This window comes from Lentzea sp. NBC_00516, from assembly GCF_036346835.1.
Classification (GTDB): Bacteria; Actinomycetota; Actinomycetes; order Mycobacteriales; family Pseudonocardiaceae; genus Lentzea; species Lentzea sokolovensis.
The window spans coordinates 4,370,841-4,395,598 of the sequence record NZ_CP107840.1 but is presented as its reverse complement, the minus strand read 5'-3'; the positions used below and the strand labels follow the sequence as shown (position 1 = coordinate 4,395,598).

1 protein-coding gene (only partly in view) is annotated in these 24,758 nt (G+C 70.1%); it reads left to right on the top strand.

Annotated features, from left to right (window positions below; genetic code table 11):
- Positions 1-24,758, top strand: partial view of a type I polyketide synthase gene (locus OG205_RS19275; RefSeq protein ID WP_442916793.1) — the 3' portion only. The gene continues 2,590 nt to the left of window position 1, outside the view; the window shows 24,758 of its 27,348 coding nt (coding positions 2,591-27,348); its start codon lies off the left edge, out of view; its stop codon occupies positions 24,756-24,758.

The following is a 24,758-nucleotide window of genomic DNA, read 5'->3' as shown; positions in this document are numbered from 1 at the left end:
CGAAGAACACCGACGCGTCCGGGCTCGGCCTCACCGCCGTCTCCCACCCGCTGCTCGGCGCGGCGATGGAACTGGCCGACGGCCAGGGAGTCGTGTTCACCAGCAGGCTCTCGGCCGCCACCCACCCGTGGCTCGCGGACCACGTCGTCGGTGGCCGAATCCTGTTTCCCGGCACCGCTTTCGTCGAACTGGCGTTGCGCGCCGCCGATGAACTCGGCCTCGACCGCCTGGACGAACTGACCCTCTCCGCGCCGCTGGTGCTCAACGACCCGGTGCAGCTCCAGGTCGCGGTCGGCGCCCAGGACACGACAGGACGCCGTTCCGTCGCCGTGTACTCACGGCTCGACCCGGACGCGCCGTGGCTCGAACACTGCACCGGCTACCTCACGTCCGGCACCGCGACCGCCCTCGACACCTCGGTGTGGCCACCACGGGGAGCGGAACCCGTCTCCCTGGAAGGGTTCTACGAGCGTCTCGCGGACAACGGCTTCGCGTACGGGCCAGCCTTCCAAGGCCTGCAAGCGGCCTGGCGAGTCGGCGACGACGTCTACGCCGAGGTCTCCATCGCGGACGAGACCGACCGCTACGGCCTGCACCCCGCCCTGCTGGACGCCGCCCTGCACGCCGCCGACCTCAGCGCGTCCGAGGGAGGCATGCCCTTCGCGTGGCAAGGAGTCTCGCTGCACGCGACCGGTGCGTCCGCGCTGCGCGTGCAGATCCGGCCTCAGGGCGAGTCGTTCGCGATCACGGCGACGGATCCCCACGGCACCCCGGTCATCTCGATCGACTCGCTCGTCACCCGCCCGATCCCCGCCGATGACTCGGGAATCGCGCGCGAGGCTCTGTTCCACGTCGACTGGACCCCCGTCGCTCTCCCCGACGAGACCGCTGCGGCCGAGGTCGAGCACGTCGTCTCCGAGGGCTCCCCGATCGAGTCCGCGCACGCCCTGACGTCGCGGGTGCTCGCGCGCATGCAGCAGTGGATCGCCGATGAACGGCAGGACTGCCTGGCGTTCATCACGCGTCCCGGCGACCTGGGTGCGGCGGCCGTGTGGGGCCTGGTGCGGTCGGCGCAGACCGAACACCCAGGCCGTTTCGTGCTGGTGGAGGCGGACGGCGACGTTCCGGCGGAGGTCTTCGCGCTGGACGAGCCGCAGATCCGGTTGCGCGGTAACGAGGTGTTCGTGCCGCGTCTCGCTCGCCTGGCTCCGTCCGGCGAGTTCTCTTTGCAGGGCAAGGTTCTCATCACCGGCGGAACCGGCGGACTCGGCCTGGTGATCGCCCGTCACCTCGTCGCCACGCACGGCATCCGCGATCTGCTGCTCGTCTCCCGTCGCGGCGAGGCCGACGTCACGGAACTGGAAGCGCTGGGAGCCCAGGTCACCGTCGAGGCGTGCGACGTCTCCGACCGCGCCGCCGTCGCCGACCTGTTGGCACGCCACGAGGTTCGCGCGATCGTGCACACCGCGGGTGTTCTCGACGACGGCATCGTGGAGTCTCTGACGCCCGACCGCGTCGGCACCGTGTTGCGGCCCAAGGTGGACGCCGCCTGGCACCTGCACGAGCTGGTCACGAACCTCGACGCGTTCGTCGTGTTCTCGTCGGTCGCGGGCACGATCGGCACGGCGGGCCAGGGCAACTACGCCGCCGCCAACGCGTTCCTCGACGGACTCATGGAACACCGCCGCGCGAACGGCCTGCCGGGAACGTCGCTCGCATGGGGCCCGTGGATCGCGGGCATGCTGTCCGGCGCAGACGCGGAACGCATGGCGCGCACCGGAATCCCGGGCATCACCGTCGAACAGGGCGTCGAGCTCTTCGACGCGGCCATCACCGCCGGCAACACCGTCCCCGTGCGCCTCGACCTGCCCGTGCTGCGCGGACGCGGCGACATCCCGCCGATGCTGCGCGGCCTGATCAAGACCCGCCCGCGCCGGGTAGTCGCGGGCTCGGACACCGCCGCCTCGCTCACCGGCCGCCTGGCTTCGCTCGACGGTACCGCGCGCCTGGAAGCGTTGCTGGACCTCGTGCGCGGCCAGGTCGCCACCGTCCTCGGACACGCGGGCACCGACGAGATCGATCCCGGCCGCGCGTTCCAGTCACTGGGTTTCGACTCGCTCACGGCTGTCGAACTCCGCAACCAGCTCACCGCGGTCACGGGTCTGCGCCTGCCCGCGACCCTGATCTTCGACTACCCGAACTCCGGCGTGCTCGCCTCCTACCTGCGTGACGAACTCTTCGGCGCCGACACGGTCGTTCCGTTGGCGCAGGCCCGGTCCGCGGCCTCCGACGACCCGATCGTCATCGTCGGCATGGCCTGCCGCTACCCCGGAGGCGTGTCGTCGCCGGAAGACCTGTGGCGCCTGGTGGTCGACGGCGTCGACGCCGTCACCGACATGCCGTCCAACCGCGGCTGGGACGTCGACTCGCTCTACCACCCGGACCCCGACCACATCGGCACCTCCTACACCCGCTCCGGTGGCTTCCTGCACGACGCACCGCTGTTCGACCCGGCGTTCTTCGGCATGTCCCCGCGCGAAGCCCTCGCGACCGACTCGCAGCAGCGCCTGCTGCTCGAAACCGCCTGGGAATCCCTGGAACGCGCCGGCATCGACCCGGTCTCGTTGCGCGGCAGTGCGACCGGCGTCTTCGCGGGCGTCATGTACACGGACTACTCGGTCGTGATCAGCGGCAGCGAGTTCGAGGGCTACCAGAGCATGGGCAGCGCCGGAACGTTCGCGTCCGGCCGCGTCTCCTACACCTTCGGCTTCGAGGGGCCGGCCGTCACGGTCGACACCGCCTGCTCTTCCTCCTTGGTAGCACTGCACCTGGCCTCGCAGGCCCTGCGCAACGGCGAGTGCGCCCTCGCCCTCGCCGGCGGCGTCACGGTGATGTCGACCCCGTCCACGTTCATCGAGTTCTCCCGCCAGCGCGGCCTGTCCGCCGACGGCCGCTGCAAGTCCTTCTCCGACACCGCGGACGGCGTGGGCTGGTCCGAGGGCGTGGGCCTCCTCGTCCTGGAACGCCAGTCCGACGCGATCCGCAACGGCCACACCATCCTCGCCGTCGTGCGCGGCTCTGCCATCAACCAGGACGGCGCCTCGAACGGCCTGACCGCCCCCAACGGCCCCTCCCAGCAACGCGTCATCCGCTCGGCCCTCGCCTCCGCGGGCCTGTCGGTCGCCGACGTCGACGTGGTCGAAGCCCACGGCACCGGCACGACCCTGGGCGACCCGATCGAGGCCCAGGCACTCCTCGCCACCTACGGCCAGGACCGCGCCGAACCGCTCCTGCTCGGCTCCATCAAGTCGAACATCGGCCACTCTCAGGCAGCCGCAGGCGTCGCGGGCGTGATCAAGATGGTGCACGCGATGCACCACGGCCTCGTCCCGGCGACCCTGCACGCGGACGAGCCCTCCACCCACGTGGACTGGGAGGCCGGCGACATCACCCTGGTCACGACGTCCACCGAGTGGCCGTCCGCCTCACGTCCGCGTCGCGCCGGCGTCTCGTCGTTCGGCGTCTCCGGCACGAACGCTCACGTGATCTTGGAAGCCCCGAGCGCTCCAGAACTGTCAGACCTGCCTGAGATGATTGAGATGGGGGTCGAAAGCCCCCTGGGGGCCAGCCAGTCGGAATCGATTCCGCAGAGTGGCGCCGTGCCGTGGTTGGTCTCGGCGAAGTCCGCGGCATCGCTGGACGGGCAGGTCGAGCGGGTGCTCGCGCTGGAGGGCGATGCGCGGGACATCGGGTATTCGCTCTTGCTGAAGACGACCTTCGACCACCGAGCCGTGGTGCTCGGCGGGCAGGTCGTCGCCCAGGGCGTGGTGGGCGGAAAGCCGCTCGCGTTCGTCTTCTCCGGGCAGGGTTCGCAGCGTCTGGATATGGGCCGCGAGCTGTACGAGGCGTTCCCCGCGTTCGCGCGTGCGCTGGACGACGTGTTGGAGCACCTCCAAGGCGTTCGCGAGGTCATGTGGGGTGACGACGCCGAGACTCTGAACCAGACCGGCTACGCGCAGCCCGCGATCTTCGCGGTCGAGGTGGCGCTGTACCGGCTGCTCGAGTCGTTCGGCGTGCGGCCCGGTCTGGTCGCCGGGCACTCCATCGGTGAGATCGCCGCCGCGCACGTCGCCGGAGTGCTCAGCCTTGAGGACGCGGCGAAGCTGGTCCAGACACGGGCCGCTCTCATGCAGGCGTTGCCGACCGGCGGCGCGATGGTGTCGGTGATCGCGTCCGAAGAGGAAGTGCGCGCTCGGCTGACCGACGGTGTGTCCATTGCCGCCGTCAACGGGCCTCGGTCTGTGGTGATCGCCGGGGTTGAGGCAGAGGTTCTGGCCGTCGCGGAAAACTGGAAGAACAAGCGACTGAAGGTCAGTCACGCGTTCCACTCGCCGTTGATGGAGCCGATGCTGGACGACTTCCGCGAGGCGATCAGCGAGCTGATATTCCACGAGCCTGTTGTTGGCATGTCGACATTCGGCGATGTCACGACGGTCGACTACTGGGTGGACCACGTCCGCGACACCGTCCGCTTCCACGACAACGTCACACGGTTGGGTGACGTGACGGTGGTCGAGGTGGGGCCGGACGCGCAGTTGACGGTGATGGTTGACGGGTTGATTCCGACGTTGACGCGGGTCAAGTCTGATGTTGAGTCAATGTTGACTGCACTCGGTCATGTACACGTCAACGGAATCAATGTTGATTGGGCGCAGCTGTACACCGGCGGTCGACGGGTCGACGTGCCGACGTACGCGTTCGAGCACCAGTCGTACTGGCCCGAGAACACCGCGAAGTCCGACGTCAGGTCGGCCGGGCTCGGGGTGGTGGAGCACCCGCTGCTCGGCGCGGCCGTCGAGCTCGCGGGTGGCGCGGGCTACCTGTTCACGGCGCGGCTGTCGCGCCGCTCCTGGCTCGCCGACCACACCGTGCACGGCGCGGTGCTCGTGCCGGGCGCGGCGCTGGTCGAGCTGGCGGTCCGGGCGGCCGACGAGGTCGGGCTGGATCGTGTTGAGGAGCTCACGCTCGCCGCGCCGCTGGTGCTGCCGGAGAGCGGCGGCGTCCAGGTTCAGCTGATCGTGGGCGTCGAAGAGAACGGCCGCCGGTCGATCACCGTCTACTCACGGGCCGAGGCCGCGGTCGACGAGCCGTGGACGGAGCACGCCACCGGTGTGCTCGGGTCCGGTGGGACCGTCGCCGAGGTCGGCGAATGGCCGCCGCGCGCGGAAGTGATCGACGTCGCGGACGCCTACGAGCGGTTCGCGGAGAACGGGTTCGAGTACGGACCCGCGTTCCAGGGACTGCGGGCGGCGTGGCGGAGCGGCGACACCGTGTTCGCCGAGGTCGCGTTGCCCGAGGGTGTGTCGGTGAGCGGCTTCGGGCTGCACCCCGCGCTGCTCGACTCCGCGCTGCACGCCGCGCTGCTCGTCAACGACGGCGCCGGGCTCCCGTTCTCGTGGGAGGGCGTTCAGCTCCACGCAACGGGCGCGACGGGGTTGCGCGTGAAGCTGACCCGCGACGGCAACAGCCTCGCCATCGCGCTCGCCGACACCACCGGCGCACCGGTCGCGTCGGTGGACGCGCTCGTGGTGCGCGCTGTCTCGGCCGAGCAGCTCAGCACGACCGACCGCGACTCGCTGTTCCAGCTGGACTGGATCGAGGTCGACCTGCCCGCCGAACCCGCCACGGACGTCGTGGTGGAGCACGTCGTCGCCGAGGGCGAGGTCGTCCAGGCCACGCACATCCTCGTGGCCCAGGCACTGGCGCGGCTGCAGGAGTGGATCGTCGATGAACGGCCCGAGAAGCTCGTGTTCGTCACCGGCAAGGGATGCCTGGCAGGCGCTGCAGTGCGAGGCCTCGTGCGGTCGGCGCAGACCGAACACCCCGGCCGGTTCGGCATCATCGACACCGACTCCGGCGAACTCGTCGCACGGGCGTCGGGCATCGACGAGCCCGAGCTGATCATCCGCGACGGCGTCGTCAAGGCCGCCAGGCTCGCGCGAGCGGCCGGCGTGCGGAGCGAGGTCACCTGGCAGGGGCCGGTGCTGATCACCGGCGGCACCGGTGGGCTGGGCGGCGTCATCGCGAAACACCTTGTCGCACAGGGCGTCGAGGACCTGGTACTGGTCAGCCGACGCGGTGAGAAGCCCGCGTGGGTCGCGGAACTGGACGCGCGCGTCACCGTCGCGAAATGCGATGTGTCGGACCGCAAGGCCGTGCAGAAGCTGCTGAAGAAGCACCCCGTCCGCTCGATCGTGCACGCCGCCGGGGTACTGGACGACGGCGTGATCGAGTCGCTCACACCCGAGCGCCTCGCGACCGTGCTCAAGCCCAAGGTCGACGCCGCGTGGCACCTGCACGAGCTGGTGGGCGACCTGGACAGGTTCGTGCTGTTCTCGTCCGTCGCCGGCACGCTCGGCAGCGCGGGCCAGGGCAACTACGCGGCGGCCAACGCGTTCCTCGACGCGCTCGCCGAACACCGGCCGAACACCGTCTCCCTCGCCTGGGGTGCCTGGGAAGGCGGCATGGCGGCGCAGCTGTCCGAAGTGGACGTCGAACGCATGCGCCGCGCCGGCATGCCACCGATCTCGGTGGAGCAGGGCGTAGAGCTGTTCGACACGGCCATCGCGCACGGCGGCGGCGCGCTGGCACCGTTCCGGCTCGACCTCGCCGTGCTGCGGGCCAAGGGCGAGGTGGCGCCGGTGCTGCGCGGCCTGGTCCGGACGCGCTCGAAGCGTTCGGTCGCCGGTTCGGACACCGCGGACACGCTCGTCTCACGACTGTCCGCACTGTCCGAGGCCGATCGGCTCGAAGCGCTGCTCGATGTCGTCCGCGTGGAGGTCGCCGGGGTTCTCGGCCACGTCAACGCCCAGGTGATCGACCCGGCGCAGCAGTTCCGCGACCTCGGCTTCGACTCGCTGACCGCCGTCGAACTGCGCAACCGCCTCACCGCGTCGACCGGCATCCGCCTGCCCGCGACGCTGATCTTCGACTACCCGACGTCCGGCTCGCTGGCGTCCTACCTGCGTGACGAACTGCTCGGAGCCGTCGCCGTCACGCCGAACCTGCCCGCGCTGGTGTCCACTTCGGACGATCCGATCGTGATCGTCGGCATGGCCTGTCGTTATCCCGGCGGCGTCACGACGCCGGAAGAGCTGTGGCGGCTCGTGATGGACGAGGTCGACGCCGTCACCGGGTTCCCGTCCGATCGTGGCTGGGACCTCGAAGGCCTCTACCACCCGGATCCCGACCACATCGGCACCTCCTACACGCGGTCCGGCGGGTTCCTGCACGACGCGGCCGAGTTCGATCCGTCGTTCTTCGGCATGTCGCCGCGGGAAGCGCTCGCGACCGACACCCAGCAGCGCCTGCTGCTGGAGACCGCCTGGGAAGCCCTGGAGCGCGCGGGAATCGACCCGGCGTCGTTGCGGGGCAGCGCGACCGGTGTGTTCACCGGCCTGATGTACAACGACTACCAGTCCGTCGTCGGTGGCGGCGACATGGAAGGACACCAGGGCCAGGGCAGCGCGGGCAGCGTCGCATCGGGCCGCGTGTCCTACGTGTTCGGGCTTGAGGGCCCTGCCGTCACGGTCGACACGGCGTGCTCGTCGTCGCTGGTCGCGATGCACTGGGCGATCCAGTCGCTGCGGTCGGGGGAGTGCTCGCTCGCGCTGGCCGGCGGCGTGACGGTGATGTCCACGCCGTCGACGTTCATCGAGTTCTCCCGGCAGCGCGGCGTCTCCGAGGACGGTCGCTCGAAGGCGTTCTCCGACTCGGCGGACGGTGTCGGCTGGGCCGAGGGCATCGGCCAGGTCGTGCTGGAACGCCAGTCCGACGCGCTGCGCAACGGTCACCGCATCCTCGCGGTCGTGCGTGGATCCGCGGTCAACCAGGATGGCGCCTCCAACGGTCTCACCGCCCCGAACGGCCCGTCACAGCAACGAGTCATCCGCGCGGCCTTGGCCTCCGCAGGTCTCGCGGTCACCGATGTCGACGCCGTCGAGGCGCACGGCACCGGAACGCCGCTGGGCGACCCGATCGAGGCCCAGGCCCTCCTCGCCGTCTACGGACAGGATCGCGAGGAACCGCTGCTGCTCGGCTCCATCAAGTCGAACATCGGCCACTCGCAGGCCGCCGCCGGTGTCGCGTCAGTGATCAAGATGGTGCAGGCGCTGCACCACGGCGTGCTGCCGCGCACCCTGCACATCACCGAGCCGTCGTCGCACGTCGACTGGGAGGCCGGCGCCGTCGAACTACTGACCTCGATGCGCGAGTGGCCTTCGGTTTCCCGCCCGCGCCGCGCCGGCGTCTCGTCGTTCGGCGTCTCGGGCACGAACGCGCACGTGATCTTGGAAGCGCCGAGCCTTCCTGAAGCCGAGTCCGTACCGTCACAGGCCGCTCCGGTGCCGTGGCTGGTGTCGGCGAAGTCCGCGGAAGCGCTGGAAGCCCAGATCGAGCGGATCCGGGCGGTCGAGGCCGACCCGGTCGACGTCGGGTTCACGCTGGCCGCGCGGACCGCGTTCGACCACCGCGCGGTCGTCATCGGCGAGGACGTCGTCACCGGCCAGGTCACGACCGCGGGCAAGACCGTGTTCGTGTTCCCCGGCCAGGGCTCGCAGTGGGTCGGCATGGGCAGCGAACTGCTGGCCACCAACGAGGTGTTCGCGCAGAAGATCGCCGAGTGCGACGCGGCGCTGCGGCCGTTCGTGAACTGGTCGTTGATCGAGGTCCTCCGCGACGAACTGCCGCTGGACCAGGTCGACGTCGTGCAGCCCGTGTTGTGGGCTGTCATGGTGTCGCTGGCCGAGGTCTGGCGTTCGCACGGCGTCGAGCCGCAGGCGGTCGTCGGGCACTCGCAGGGCGAGATCGCTGCGGCGGCCGTCGCCGGGGCACTCACTCTCGACGACGCGGCAAGGGTGGTCGCGCTGCGCTCGCAGGCCGTCGACGAGGCGTTGTCGCGCAAGGGCGGCATGCTGTCGGTGCCGTTGCCGGTGGACGAGGTGCGGCCGCGGATCGCGCGCTTTGACGAGCGGGTCGCGGTCGCGGCCGTCAACGGGCCTCGCGCCACGGTCGTAGCGGGCGAGGTCGAGGCACTCGCGGAGATCGTGCTGGAGTGCGAGACGCAGGGCATCCGGGCGCGCATGATCGCGGTCGACTACGCCTCGCACACCCCGCAGGTCGAGGCGATCTGTGACCGGGTGCTGGCTGATCTGGCGGAGTTGCAGCCTCGCACCGGCACGATCCCGTTGTACTCCACGGTGACCGGCGAACCGATCGACACCGCGATCATGGACGCCGGCTACTGGTTCACGAACCTGCGGCAGACCGTCGAGTTCCAGAACGCCACCAGCGCCCTGCTGCGCGACGGCTTCCGGTTCTTCGTCGAGCCGAGCGCGCACCCGGTGCTGACGTTCGGCGTCGAGCAGACCGTCGAACACCACGACACCGAGGCCGTTGTTCTCGGAACGTTGCGGCGCAACGAAGGCGGGCACCTGCCCATTGCTCTCGCGCAGGCTCACGTGCGAGGGCTCGACGTCCAGTGGGACTTCCCCGGCGGCAAACTGATCGACCTGCCCACGTACGCGTTCCAGCGGCGGCGGTTCTGGCCGTCCCGGCAGGTACGGCCAGGCGAGCACCCGTTGCTCGGTGCGGCCGTCAGCGTCGCGGGCAGCGAGGACGTGCTGTTCACGTCGAGGCTGTCGGCGCACTCACACCCATGGCTCGCGGATCACGCCGTCAGCGGCACGGTTCTGTTGCCTGGCACGGCTTTCGTCGAACTCGCGGTCCGGGCCGGCGACGAGGTCGGCTGCGAGCAGCTCGACGAGCTCACGATTTCCGCACCGCTCGTCCTGGACGGATCGGTGCAACTGCAGGTCGCGGTGAAGGCCGAGGACCCCAGCGGACGCCGCCAGATCGCGATCTACTCGCGCACCGAGAACGATGCGCCGTGGACGCAGCACGCGTCCGGCACGGTGTCGACTGGCAGCGCCACCAGCGACTTCGACGCGACCACGTGGCCGCCTCAGGCCGAAAGTGTTGACGTCGACGGAGCTTACGAACGCTTCGCGGACATGGGCTTCGAGTACGGTCCCGCGTTCCAGGGCCTGCGTGCGGTGTGGCGCTCCGGCGACGATGTGTACGCCGAGGTCACCACGTCCGAGGAGACCGCGGGCTTCGGCCTGCACCCGGCCTTGCTGGACTCCGCGCTGCACGCCGCGTTGCTCGCGAAGGACAGCGCCGGACTGCCGTTCTCGTGGGAAGGCGTGTCTCTGCACGCCACCGGCGCGACGGAGCTGAGGGTCCGGTTGCGTTCCCACGGTGACGCGATGGAGATCGCGCTCGCCGACACCACCGGTCAGCCCGTCGCCACGGTGGAATCGCTCGTCGTGCGGCCCGTCGCGTTGCCGCGCAACGAGGTCGACCGCGACTCGCTGTTCCGCATCGAGTGGACGCCTGCCGCGTTGCCGTCCGATGCGGCGGAGAACGTCGTCATCGAGCACGTCGCAGGCGACGGCAACGTCATCGAGTCGACGCGCACGCTGACGACCCGAGTGCTCGCCAAGCTTCAGGAGTGGATCTCCGGCGAACGCACTGAGCGCCTGGCTTTCGTGACCCGCGAAGGGGATCTGGCCGGGCAGGCCGTGTGGGGCCTGGTGCGGTCCGCGCAGACCGAGCACCCCGGCCGGTTCGTGCTGGCCGACATCGACGACGAAGCCGTTCTGCCGCAAGCGCTTGCCTCAAACGAACCGCAGGTGCGCGTCAGACAGGGGCAGGTCTTCGTACCACGGCTCCAGCGCGTCGCAGCGGCCCAGGAGACCGTCTGGGAGAGCCCGGTGCTGATCACCGGCGCCGGCGGGCTCGGCGGTGTGATCGCCCAACACCTCGTCGCCGAGCACGGTGTCACGGAGCTGATCCTGGCCAGCAGGAGCGGCCGCAAGCCTGACTGGGAAGTGGACGCGGCCGTCAAGGTCGTCAAGTGCGATGTCAGTGACCGCAAGGCGTTGCAGCGACTGCTGAAGAAGCACACGGTCAAGTCGGTCGTGCACACCGCCGGAGTGCTGGACGACGGCGTGATCGAATCGCTCACGCCCGAGCAGTTCGACACGGTGTTGCGGCCCAAGGTCGACGCCGCGTGGCACCTGCACGAACTGTTGCCCGACGCCAGGATCGTGTTCTTCTCTTCCGCCGCAGGCATTCTCGGCGGCGCGGGCCAGGGCAACTACGCGGCGGGCAACGCGTTCCTCGACGCGCTCGCCGAGCACCGCGGCAACGCCGTCTCGCTGGCCTGGGGCACGTGGGAGGCGACGGTCGGCCTCACCGGTTCGCTGACCGACGCCGACCGGGTACGCCTGGTGCGCGCCGGAATGCCGCCGATCACGCCGGAGCAGGGCACCGCGTTGTTCGACGCGGCGCTCGCGACCGGGGAGTCGGTCCTGCTACCCGCACGCCTCGACCTCGCGACATTGCGGGCGCAGGGCGAGGTTCCCTCGTTGCTGCGCGGCTTGATCCGGACGCGTGCCCGCCGCACGGTCGCTGGTTCGAATGCGGCGACCGGTCTGGCCGCGAAGCTGCGCCCGCTGGGCGACGCCGAGCGCCTCGACGCGTTGCTCGACCTGATCCGCGCGCAGGTCAGTGCCGTGCTGGCATTGGAGGGCTTCGACGCCTCGCGAGCGTTCCGCGATCTCGGGTTCGACTCGCTGACCGCCGTCGACCTGCGCAACCGCCTCACCGCGGTCACCGGGCTGCGGCTCCCCGCGACCCTGGTGTTCGACTACCCGACCGCTCACGTGCTCGCGACCTTCCTGCGTGACGAACTGTTCGGCGCGGACGGCGGCGACGTCGTCACGACGCGGACGGTGTCGGACGACGACCCGATCGTCGTCGTCGGCATGGCCTGCCGGTTCCCCGGCGGCGTCAGCACGCCCGAGGACCTGTGGCGGCTCGTGCTGGACGGCACGGACGCGATCTCCGAGTTCCCGTCCGATCGCGGCTGGGACCTCGACACCCTGTTCTCCGGCAACGACATCGGCACCTCCTCGACGCGCCTCGGCGGCTTTCTGCACGACGCGGGAGAGTTCGACCCGGCGTTCTTCGGCATGTCGCCGCGCGAAGCCCTCGCGACGGACTCGCAGCAGCGCTTGTTGCTGGAGACCGCCTGGGAGGCGTTCGAACGCGCCGGGATCGATCCGGTCTCGTTGCGAGGCAGCGACACCGGAGTGTTCGCGGGCGTCATGTACAACGACTACGCGCAGCTGCTCGGCGGTGAGTTCGAGGGCCACCACGGCACTGGCTCTTCGCCGTCGGTCGCGTCCGGCCGAGTGTCCTACGTGCTCGGTCTGGAAGGTCCGGCCGTCACGATCGACACCGCCTGTTCTTCCTCTTTGGTGGCAATGCATCTCGCGGCGCAGTCGCTGCGGACGGGGGAGTCGTCGCTGGCTCTCGCCGGTGGTGTCGCGGTGATGTCGACACCGGCGACGTTCATCGAGATCTCCCGGCAGCGCGGCGTCTCGTCGGACGGGCGGTGCAAGGCGTTCTCCGAGGGCGCGGACGGCACCGGGTTCTCCGAGGGCGTAGGCCTGCTCGTGCTGGAACGCCAGTCGGACGCTCTGCGGAACGGCCACAACGTCCTCGCGGTCCTGAAAGGCACCGCCGTCAACCAGGACGGCGCGTCCAACGGCCTGACCGCGCCGAACGGCCCGTCACAGCAGCGGGTGATCCGCGCGGCGCTCACGTCCGCAGGCTTGACCCCGCTGGACGTCGACGCCGTCGAAGCGCACGGCACGGGCACCTCGCTGGGCGACCCGATCGAGGCGCAGGCGTTGCTCGCCGTCTACGGGCAGGACCGTGCCCAGCCGCTCTACCTGGGCTCGATCAAGTCGAACATCGGCCACACCCAGTCGGCGGCCGGTGTCGCCGGCGTGATCAAGATGATCATGGCGTTGCACCACGGTGTGCTGCCGCAGACGCTGCACGTGTCCGCGCCGTCCTCGCACATCGAGTGGGACGCGGGCGCCGTCGAACTGCTCACCTCGTCCCGCGACTGGCCCGCAGTCGACCGGCCCCGTCGCGGCGGCGTGTCGTCGTTCGGCATCAGTGGCACGAACGCCCACGTGATCCTCGAGGCTCCGGAATTGTCAGACCTCCCTGAGATGATTGGGATGGGGGCTCGCGGCCCCCTGGGGGCCAGCCAGGCGGGATCGATTCAGCAGGTCAGCGTGGTGCCGCTCGCGGTGTCGGCGAAGTCGGCGGGTTCGCTGCGGGCGCAGGTCGAGCGGATCAAGGCGCTCGTGGACGGTGGGCGTGACCCGATCGACGTCGGGTTCTCGCTGGCCGCGCGCAGCAGGTTCGACCAGCGCGCGGTGATCGTCGGCGACGAGGTCGTCGAAGGCGCGGTCGCGGACGCGGGTCCGGGTCCGGTGTTCGTGTTCCCCGGCCAGGGCAGCCAGTGGCACGGCATGGCGGTCACGCTGCTCGACGAGGACGAGACGTTCGCTCGGTGGATGGCCGAGGCAGACCGGGCGATCGCCGAGCACGTCGGCTGGTCGGTCATCGACGTGCTGCGCGGTGAAGCCGAGCTGCTCCAGAGCATCGAGGTCCTGCAACCCGCCCTGTTCGCGATCATGATCTCGCTCGCTCAGACGTGGCGCGCGAACGGCGTCGAGCCCGCCGCGGTCGTCGGCCACTCGCAGGGTGAGATCGCCGCCGCCTACATCGCGGGCGCGCTCACCCTCGACCAGGCCGCGCAGATCGTGGTCAAGCGGTCGCAGCTGTTCGCGGACGAACTCGTCGGCAACGGCGCCGTCGCGAGCATCGCCTTACCCGCACCAGAAGTCGAGAAGCTGCTGCCGTCGGAGCTGGCGATCGCGGGCGTCAACAGCCCGCACGCCTGCACGGTTGCCGGCGCTGTCCCCGAGCTCGAGAAGTTCGTGGAAAGCTGTGTCGCCCAGGACATCCGGGCTCGCGTGATCGGCTCGACGGTGGCCTCGCACTGCGCTCAGGTCGACCGACTCCGCGACCAGATCCTGGATCTGTTCGCGGACATCACGCCGCAGCCGGGCACCGTGCCGTTCTACTCGACCGTCACGGCCGGGCGCATCGACACCACGACCCTCGACGCCGAGTACTGGTTCCAGAACGCCCGGCAGCCCGTCAGCTTCGCCAAGGTGGTCGAGACGCTCTTCGCGGACGGCCACCGCGTGCTGATCGAGTCGAGCGCGCACCCCGTGCTGATGCTGCCCGCGCAACAGACCGCGGAAGCTATCGGCACCGAGATCGTCGCGATCGGGTCGCTGCGCCGCGACCAGGGAGGCAGCCGCCGGTTCACCACCTCGCTCGCCGAGGCGTGGGTCGCGGGTCTCGACGTCCGGTGGCGGTACCCCGGTGGCCGGACCGTCGCGCTGCCGACGTATCCGTTCGACCACCAGAGGTTCTGGCCCGAACCTCTCGTCAAGGACACCTCCGACCCGGTCGACGCCGAGTTCTGGGAGCTCGTCGACAACGGCGGCCTGGAGGACATGGGCGTCGGGCAGGGTGTCGCGCACACGCTTGCGCAGTGGCGCAATCGCCGCAAATCCGAATCCACAGTGGACACCTGGCGGTACCGCGACCAGTGGACCCCGGTCACCGTCAGCGGAACCCCGTCCGGCTCCTGGCTGGTCGTCACTTCCGGCACGGCCGCTCAGGACGTGATCGACGCGCTCGACGCCGTTCACCTCGACGTCGACGAGCAGATCACCCGCGCCGACCTCACCGCGCGCCTGCCCGAGACGATCGACGGCGTCATCGCGATGACCGGCCTGCAGGCGACGATCACGCTGGTCCAGGCACTGGCGGAAGCCGGTGTCAGCGCGCCGATCTGGGCCGTCACCCGCAACGCCGTCGCGGTCGGCGGCGAGCAGGTCGACCCGGCGCAGACCGCGATCTGGGGCCTCGGCCGCGTCGCCGCACTCGACCTGCCCCGCCGCTGGGGTGGCCTGATCGACCTGCCCGCGACGCTGGATGACAAGGCCGCACAACGGTTCGCGGCCGCGTTGACCGGCACGGAGGACCAGGTCGCGATCCGTGACAACGGCGTGTTCGCCCGCCGTCTCATCCGCACGAACGCCCACCACAGCCCGGATTTCCAGGCGTCAGGCACGGTGCTGATCACCGGCGGCACGGGCGCGCTCGGCGGCCACGTCGCCCGCTGGATGGCCGAGGCCGGCGCCGAGCACCTGGTGCTCACCAGCCGCCGCGGCCTCGACGCACCCGGCGCGGCAGAACTCAAGGCAGAGCTCGAAACGACCACCCGCGTCACGATCGCGGCCTGCGACGCGGCGGACCGGGACGCCCTGGCGGCCCTGCTCGCGAGCATTGACGACCTCACGACGGTCGTGCACGCGGCGGGCATCGGCACCGGCGACGCCCCGATCGACGAGATCCAGTACGAGAACGTCACCGCGTTGCTGGACACGAAGATCACCGCAGCTCAACATCTGCACGAACTCGCGCCCCAGGCTCGTTTCATCCTGTTCTCGTCGGGTGCGGCGAGCTGGGGCAGCGGCGGCCAGCCCGCGTACGGCGCGGCCAACGCCTACCTCGACGGCCTCGCTCACCTGCGCCGGTCGCAGGGCCTGCAGGCGACGTCGATCGCGTGGGGTGCGTGGGCGGAAGCCGGCATGGCCGCCGATCACGGCATGTACGAGGCGCTGCAACGGATCGGCATCGGCGCGATGCTTCCAGAACTCGCGATGAAGGTGCTGCGCCAGGCCGTCGCCGACGACCAGACCCAGCTCACCGTCACCAACATCGACTGGGCCAGGTTCGCGCCGAGCTTCACCGCGGAACGCCCGAGTCCGCTGCTCAGCGGCATCGCCGAAGTGCGTGCGGCGCTGGCCGACGAGGTCGTCGAGGAGTCGGAGCTCAAGCAGCGCCTCTCCCGGTTGACCGAGGCCGAACGTGACCGCGCGCTGCTCGACCTCGTCCGCGCCGAAGCCGCGAAGACGTTGGGATACCAGGAAAGCGACCAGGTTCCGGTGACGCGCGCGTTCCGCGAGCTCGGCTTCGACTCGGTCACCGCGGTCGAGATGCGCAACCGGTTGAAGACCGCGACCGGGCTCGCACTGCCCGCGACGCTCGTCTTCGACTACCCGACCGCGACGACGCTGTCGCAGCACCTGCGCGACGAACTGTTCGGCGGCGCGCAGCAGATCGAGGTCCGTGCGGCCACGATCGCCACCGACGACCCGATCGCGATCGTCGGTATCGGCTGCCGCTACCCCGGCGGCGTGACGACGCCGGAAGCGTTGTGGGAACTGGTCTTCGAGGGACGGGACGTGATCTCGCGGTTCCCGGCCGACCGCGGCTGGGACCTGGAACGGCTCGCCAGCACGACGTTCGAGGGCGGGTTCCTCGACGCCGTTGCCGACTTCGACGCGGGCTTCTTCGGCATCTCGCCGCGCGAGGCCGTCGTGATGGATCCGCAGCAGCGCCTGCTCCTGGAGACTTCCTGGGAAGCGCTGGAACGCGCGGGCATCGACCCGACGTCGTTGAAGGGCAGTCTGACCGGCGTCTTCGTCGGCACCACCGGCCAGGACTACGAGTCGCTGCTCAACCGCTCGCTGGAGGAGACCGGCCCGTACGCGACGACGGCGTTCTCCGCGTCGGTGCTGTCCGGTCGCATCTCCTACCTGCTCGGCCTCGAGGGCCCGGCCGTCACGATCGACACGGCCTGCTCGTCGTCGCTGGTCGCGATGCACTGGGCCGCACAGGCTCTGCGCAACGGTGAGTGCGACCTCGCGCTGGCCGGTGGTGTCGCGGTGATGACCACGCCGAACGCGTACTCGGCGTTCACCGCGGCCGGCGGACTCGCGCCGGACGGCCGCTGCAAGGCGTTCGCGGAGTCCGCCGACGGCACCGGCTGGTCCGAGGGTGCCGGTGTGGTGCTGCTGGAACGCTTGTCGGACGCTCGCCGCCACGGCCACGAGGTGCTCGCCGTGCTGCGCGGTTCGGCGGTCAACCAGGACGGCGCGTCGAACGGCCTGACCGCGCCGAACGGCCCATCGCAGCAGCGCGTGATCCGTCAGGCTCTGGCGAACGCCGGACTGAAACCGTCCGAAGTGGACGCTGTCGAAGCGCACGGCACGGGCACGACCCTCGGTGACCCGATCGAGGCTCAGGCCGTGCTCGCGACGTACGGGCAGAACCGGGAGACTCCGCTGCTGCTCGGTTCCATCAAGTCGAACCTCGGCCACCCGCAGTCCGCCGGGGGTGTCGCGGGCGTCATCAAGATGATCATGGCGCTGCGCAACGGCGTGCTGCCGCGGACGTTGCACGTCGACGCGCCGTCGTCCAACGTGGAATGGCAGACCGGCAACGTCGAGCTGCTCACGCAGCGCCGCGACTGGCCCGCGAACGGCCACGCACGCCGTGCCGGTGTCTCGTCGTTCGGTGTCTCCGGCACGAACGCGCACGTGATCATCGAGGAGGCGCCGGAGTTCACGGCTTCGGTTCCCGAAGTCACGGCGACGGCTTCGGTGGTGCCGCTCGTGGTGTCGGGCCGGTCGGAGGAGGCGCTGGCCGATCAGCTCGCGGGCCTCGGTTCGGTCGATGCCTCGCAGCTCGACCTGGCCTATTCGCTGGCGGTGTCGCGCAGTGCGTTCGAGCACCGGGTGGTGCTGGTGGACGGCGTGGAGATCGCCAGGGGAGAGGCGGGCGAACGAGATCTGGCGCTGCTGTTCACGGGGCAGGGATCGCAGCGGCTCGGCATGGGCCGGGACCTGTACGAGCGGTTCCCCGTGTTCGCGGACGCCTTCGACGCAGTGCTCGCGCACCTCGACCCCGCGCTGCGGTCGATCATGTGGGGCGAGGACGCGGACGCGCTGAACCAGACCGGCAACGCCCAGCCCGCGATCTTCGCGCTGGAAGTGGCTCTCTACCGGCTCGCGGAGTCGTTCGGCATCAAGGCCGACCGGCTCGCGGGGCACTCGATCGGCGAGATCGCGGCCGCGCATGTCGCCGGGGTGTTCAGCCTCGAAGACGCGTGCACGCTGATCTCCGCGCGCGCCTCGCTGATGCAGGCGCTGCCGACCGGCGGCGCGATGTTCGCGATCGAGGCCGGCGAGAAGGAGATCACCCCGCTGCTCGCCGAGGGCGTGTCCATCGCCGCGGTCAACGGCCCGAACGCCGTGGTCATCGCGGGTGTTGAACAAGACGCACGTAGGATTGTTGAACAACTCAACGAGACTGCGTCCGGCGTCGCGCCGCGCAAGTTCAAGCAACTGCAGGTCAGCCACGCGTTCCACTCGCCGCTGATGGAGCCCATGCTGGACGAGTTCCGCGCGGCCATCTCCGGGATTTCGTTCAACAATCCGACGATCCCGTTGTTGACTGGTGGGATTGTTCAACAATCCGAATACTGGGTGCGGCACGTGCGGGAGACCGTGCGCTTCCACGACACGGTGCGCGCGCTCGACGGCAGCACGTTCCTGGAGATCGGACCGGACGGCGTGCTGTCGGCGATGGTCAGCGGCATTCCGCTGCTGCGCAAGGACCGCGGCGAGGAGCAGGCATTCGTCGCCGGGCTCGCCCGCCTGCACGTCAGCGGCGCGACCGTGAACTGGAGCGCGCTGTTCGAGGGCACAGGCGCGCGGCGGATCGACCTGCCGACGTACGCGTTCCAGCACGAGCGCTACTGGCCGACCGTGCTCGATACCGCACCGATCGACCGCGCCAAGTCCACTGTGGACTCGTGGCGGCACCGCGAGTCGTGGGAGCAGATCACCCCGCGCGGCACGACCTCTGGAACCTGGCTCGTGCTCGGTGCCGAGGACGACTTCGCCCGCGAAGTCGCGACGGCCGTCAACGGCACAGTGGTGCAGGAGGTGCCGGAGACGCCGTTCGACGGGATCGTGTCGCTGCTCGCGTTGGACGGCGAGGCCGATGAGAACGGCGTACCGCGAGGCGTGATCGCGACGATGGAACTGATCCAGTCGTTGGCGCGCAAAGGTGTGAGCGCGCCGGTCTGGGCAGTCACGCGAGGTGCGGCGACCAGCACGACGCAGAGCGCGGTCTGGGGCCTCGGGCGAGTCGCTGCGCTGGAGTTGCCCGCGCAGTGGGGCGGTCTGGTCGACGTGACCGGTGACGTCGCGGAGCTGGCGGCGGTGCTCGCCGGCGACGAGACCGAGGTCGAGATCCGGCCCGAAGGCGTGTTCGCGAGGCGGTACGACGCTGCTCGGCCGACAGAGGCGATGTGGGAGCCGCACGGCACCGTCATCGTCACCGGTGGCACGGGCGCGCTCGGCACGCACGTCGCCCGCGACCTCAAGCAGCGCGGCGTCGAGAAGATCGTGCTGGTCAGCAGGCGCGGTATCGACGCACCGGGAGCCGCCCAGCTGCAAGAAGAACTGGGTGCGGAGATCGTGGCGTGCGACGTCGCGGACCGCGCGGCCGTTGCCGACCTGCTGAACACGTACTCGCCGAACGCCATCGTGCACACGGCCGGGGTGCTGAGCGACGGTGTGCTGGAAGGCCTTGCGCCGGAACGGTTCGCGGACGTGTTCCGGTCGAAGGTCGCCTCGGCCCTGGTGCTCGACGAGCTGACGCGCGATCGGGAGCTGGACGCGTTCGTGCTGTTCTCGTCGGTCGCGGGCGCTCTCGGCAACCCCGGTCAGGCCAACTACGCGGCCGCCAACGCCGTGCTCGACGCTATTGCGCGGGATCGGCGCAGGCAGGGGCTTGCCGCAACGTCGATCGCGTGGGGCGCGTGGGCCGGTTCTGGGATGGCGGACGGTGTCGGCGCCGACCTGAGCGCGATCACGATGCGGCCCGATCTGGCGGTGGAGTCGATGTGGCGGGCGGTCGCGGAGGACGCGCCGACCGTCGCCATCGCGATCCTGCCGGAGAAGAAGCCCAAGGCAAGCAAGAAGATGGCGATCAGTGGTGACGTGCTGGAGGTCGTCCGTACGGCCGTCGCCTCGGTGCTCGGCTATGCCGGACCGCACGCGGTGGGCGTGGACAAGGAGTTCCGCGACCTCGGGTTCGACTCGCTGACCGCGATCGAGCTGCGCAACCAGTTGTCCGCGGCGACCGGCCGGACCTTGCCCGCGTCGCTCGTCTACGACTACCCGACGCCGCGCCGGCTCGCCGACCACCTGCGCGGGGGAGTGGCCGAGTCGCAGGAGGACGTCGTCCTACGGGGCGACGAACCGATCGCGATCGTCGGCATGGCCTGCCGCTTCCCCGGCGACGTCACCACGCCGGAACAGTTGTGGCAGCTGCTGGTCGACGGACGGGACGGCATGGGCGCGTTCCCGGTCGACCGCGACTGGGACGTGGAGTCGGTGCTGTCGACCTCGGTTACGCGCGAGGCCGGATTCCTCGCCGGGACCGCGGACTTCGACCCGGCGTTCTTCGGGATCTCGCCGCGTGAGGCGATGGCGATGGATCCGCAGCAGCGGCTCCTGCTGGAGACCACGTGGGAGGCGCTGGAACGGGTCGGCGTCGATCCGCTGTCGTTGCGCGGGTCGCAGACCGGCGTCTTCGTCGGCACGAACGGCCAGGACTACGCGACGCTGCTGACGTCGTCGGCCGAGGACACCGAGGGCCACGCGGCCACGGGTCTCGCGGCCTCGGTGATCTCGGGCCGCCTGTCCTACACGTTCGGCTTCGAGGGACCGGCTGTCACCGTCGACACGGCATGTTCCGCCTCTCTTGTCGCGATGCATCTCGCTGTACAGGCGTTGCGCGGCGGTGAGTGCTCATTGGCCGTGTCCGGTGGTGCGACGATCATGACCACGCCGTTCGCCTTCGCCGAGCTGACCCGACAGGGTGCTCTCGCGGCGAACGGCAGGTCGAAGGCGTTCTCCGACGACGCCGACGGTGCCGGTTGGTCCGAGGGCGTCGGCATGGTCGTGATGGAGCGGTTGTCCGACGCGGTGCGCAACGGGCATCAGGTGCTCGCGGTGATCCGCGGTTCGGCGGTCAACCAGGACGGCGCATCCAACGGCCTGACCGCCCCCAACGGTCCTTCGCAGCAGCGCGTGATCCGTGCTGCTCTCGCGAACGCTGGTCTGTCCGTGGGCGATGTCGACGTCGTGGAGGCACACGGCACCGGTACGGCCCTGGGCGACCCGATCGAGGCGCAGGCTCTGATCAACACCTACGGCGCGGACCGGTCGTCGCCGCTGTGGCTGGGTTCGGTGAAGTCGAACATCGGCCACACGCAGGCGGCCGCCGGTGTCGCGGGCGTGATCAAGATGGTGCTGGCACTGCGCCACAACCTGTTGCCACAGACGCTGCACGTCGCCGCGCCCTCCTCGCACGTCGACTGGTCCGACGGCACGGTCGAGCTGCTCACCGAGGCCCGCGGCTGGGAGACCAACGGCCACCCGCGCCGCGCGGGCGTCTCCGCGTTCGGCATCTCGGGCACGAACGCGCACATGATCCTCGAAGAAGCCCCAGGTCAGGCCAGTCGGCCGGAGTCCGTTCAGCAGGTCGGCGTGGTGCCGTTGGTCGTGTCGGCGAAGTCGCCGGCCTCGTTGAAGGCGCGCATCGAGCAGGTGCGCGCGCTGGAGAGCGATGCGAACGATCTGGCGTTCTCGTTGCTGACGACCAGGTCGGTGTTCGACCACCGTGCGGTGCTCATCGGGGACGAAGTGGTCCAGGGCGTCGCGCAAGAAAGTGCGCCGGTGTTCATCTTCCCCGGTCAGGGCAGTCAGTGGCACGGCATGGCGGTCGAGCTGCTGGACGAGGACGAGACGTTCGCGCGCTGGATCACCGAGTGCGACGCGGCGATCGGCAGGCTCGTCGGCTGGTCGGTCATCGACGTGCTGCGCGGCGAAGCCGCACTACTCGAACGCATCGAGGTGCTGCAGCCGACGTTGTTCGCAGTCATGGTGTCGCTGGCCCAGACGTGGCGCGCCAACGGCGTCGAGCCCGCCGCGGTCGTCGGGCACTCGCAGGGTGAGATCGCCGCCGCCTACGTCGCCGGAGCCCTCAGCCTCGACGAAGCGGCCAAGATCGTCGTGCTGCGGTCGCAGCTGTTCGCCGACGAACTCGTCGGAAATGGCGCCGTGGCGAGTGTCGCGTTGCCGGTCGAGGAGGCGCGAAAGCTCATCGAGCAGTGGCCGGTGCTGTCCATCGCGGGCATCAACAGCCCCAACGCCTGCACGGTCGCCGGCGCCCTGCAGGAGCTCAACGAGTTCGTGGAACTGTGCCAGGCAAGGGAGATCCGGGCACGGGTCGTCGCCTCGACGGTGGCCTCGCACGGTCCGCAGGTCGAACCGTTGCGCGAGAAGCTGATGAGCCTTCTCGGCACGATCACGCCGCGCTCGACCGACATCGCGTTCTACTCGACGGTCAAGGCCGAACGCCTGGACACCGCGACCCTCGACGCCGACTACTGGTACGAGAACGCGCGCCGGCCCATCGAGTTCGTCGCGGTCACGAGGAAGCTGATCGAGGACGGCTACCGCGTGTTCGTCGAGGCGAGCCCGCATCCGGTGCTGACGATGTCGGCGCAGGCCACGGCCGAAGCGGACGGCACGGAACTCGTCACGGTCGGCTCGCTGCGCCGTGACCAGGGTGGCAGCCGCCGGTTCACCACCTCGCTCGCCGAGGCCTGGGTCGCGGGCCTCGACGTGCGGTGGAAGTGCGAGGGCCGCAGGATCGACCTGCCGACGTATCCCTTCAGCCGCAGCAGGTTCTGGCCCAAGGCCGGCGCCAAAATCGTCAACGCCGAGGACAGCGCGTTCTGGCAGCTGGTCGAGAACGGCGAGCTCACCGGCGCTCTCGGTGTCGACGCGGAGAACGTCCTGCCCGCGCTCAGGGAATGGCGCGCGAAGCAGCAGACACAGTCCACTGTGGATGGCTGGCGCTACCGCGACTCGTGGCAACTCCTGCGCGGCGTCCAGGCCACCGGCATCAACGGCACCTGGCTCGCGGCCGTTCCCGAGCACGTCGACGAGTGGACCGAGGCGGTGCTGCGGACGTTCGGCAACGACCTCGTGCGCGTCACGGTCCGCGCCAACGCCGAACGTGCTCTGCTCGCCACCGAGCTGATCGGCATCGAACCGGTCGGCGTGATCTCGTTGCTGGGCAAGGAGAACGCGCCACACGAGGAGTTCACCGCGACGCCGCTCGGTCTCGCACTGAACGTCCTGCTCCTGCAAGCACTCGGCGACGCCGGCAGCACCGCGCCGTTCTGGGCGGTCACGAAGCAGGCGATCTCGACCGGCGCGACTGATCCCGTGCACCACCCCGAGCAGGTGGCGTTGTGGGGGCTCGGCAGGGTCGCGGCGCTCGACCTGCCGCGCCACTGGGGCGGCCTGGTCGACCTGCCGGGGATCATCGACGGCCAGATCGAACAGGGTTTGGTCGCCGCCATCACGAACGGCGGCGGCGAGGACCAGCTCGCAGTCCGCGACACCGGCGTCTACGGCCGCAGGCTCGTCCCGGCCCAGCGTGCGCCCCAGCCCACGGAGTGGATCCCGCGCGGCACAGTGCTGATCACCGGCGGCACCGGTGCGCTGGGCGGTCACGTCGCCCGCTGGGTCGCCGGACGCGGCGCCGAGCACGTGCTGCTCACCAGCCGTCGCGGTGACCAGGCGCCCGGAGCGGCGGAGTTGCGTGAAGAGCTGGAAGCGTTGGGAGCGCGCGTCACCATCGCTGCCTGCGACGCGTCGGATCGGCAGAGCCTGAAGTCGGTGATCGACACAGTGCCCGACCTGCGGGCCGTGGTGCACGCGGCAGGCATCGTCGAAGGCAACGCGACCACCGACGCGGTGGGCATCGATCAGCTGGATCGCTTGCTGAAGGCCAAAATGACGTCGGCCTGGCTGCTGCACGAACTCACCAGCGACCTGGACGCGTTCATCCTGTTCTCGTCCGGCGCGGCGAGTTGGGGCAGTGGCGCGCAACCCGCGTACGCCGCCTCGAACGCCTACCTCGACGGTCTCGCGCACTTCCGGGCCTCGCAGGGCCTCAAGGCGACGTCGATCGCGTGGGGTGCCTGGGCGGACTCCGGAATGGCGTCGGAGAACGAGGAAGGCGCCGAACAACTGCGCCGCCGCGGTGTGCACACGATGAAGCCCGAACTCGCGATCACCGCGCTGCAACAGGCGGTCGAGGACGGCCACACGTCGCTGACGATCACCAACATGGACTGGGAGAAGTTCGCGCCGAGCTTCACCGCGTCGAGGCCGAGCCCGTTGCTGATGGGCATCCCGTCCGTCCGGGAAGCCCTGGAAGAGCCTGAAACGACGGACTCAGGGCTCAAGGAACGGCTCCTGGCGTTGCCCGAGGTGGAACGCGCACGCACGTTGCTCGACCTCGTCCGCACGGAGGCCGCGGCGACACTGGGCTTCGAGGGCGCGGAGGCGTTCGGGCCGACCAGGGCGTTCCGCGACGTCGGCTTCGACTCGGTGACAGCGGTGGACCTGCGCAACCGGCTCAAGGTCGTCACCGGCGTGGCGCTGCCCGCGACGCTGGTGTTCGACTACCCGACGCCCGCCGCGCTGGCCCAGTTCATCCGCACGGAACTGCTCGGCGAGGCCGCGACCACCGCCAACGACCCCGACGCGCCGATCCGGGACGCGCTGGCGGCGATCCCGATCAGCCGTCTGCGACAGGCAGGGCTCCTGGACCTGGTGCTCCAACTTGCTCAGGACAGTGGGGAAAACAACAGCGCCGGAGATGTTGTGCTTGCAGCCGAGGCGGAATCGATCGACGACATGGACGGCGAAGCCCTCCTGCGTCTGGCGATCGGGGACGCCATGGACTAG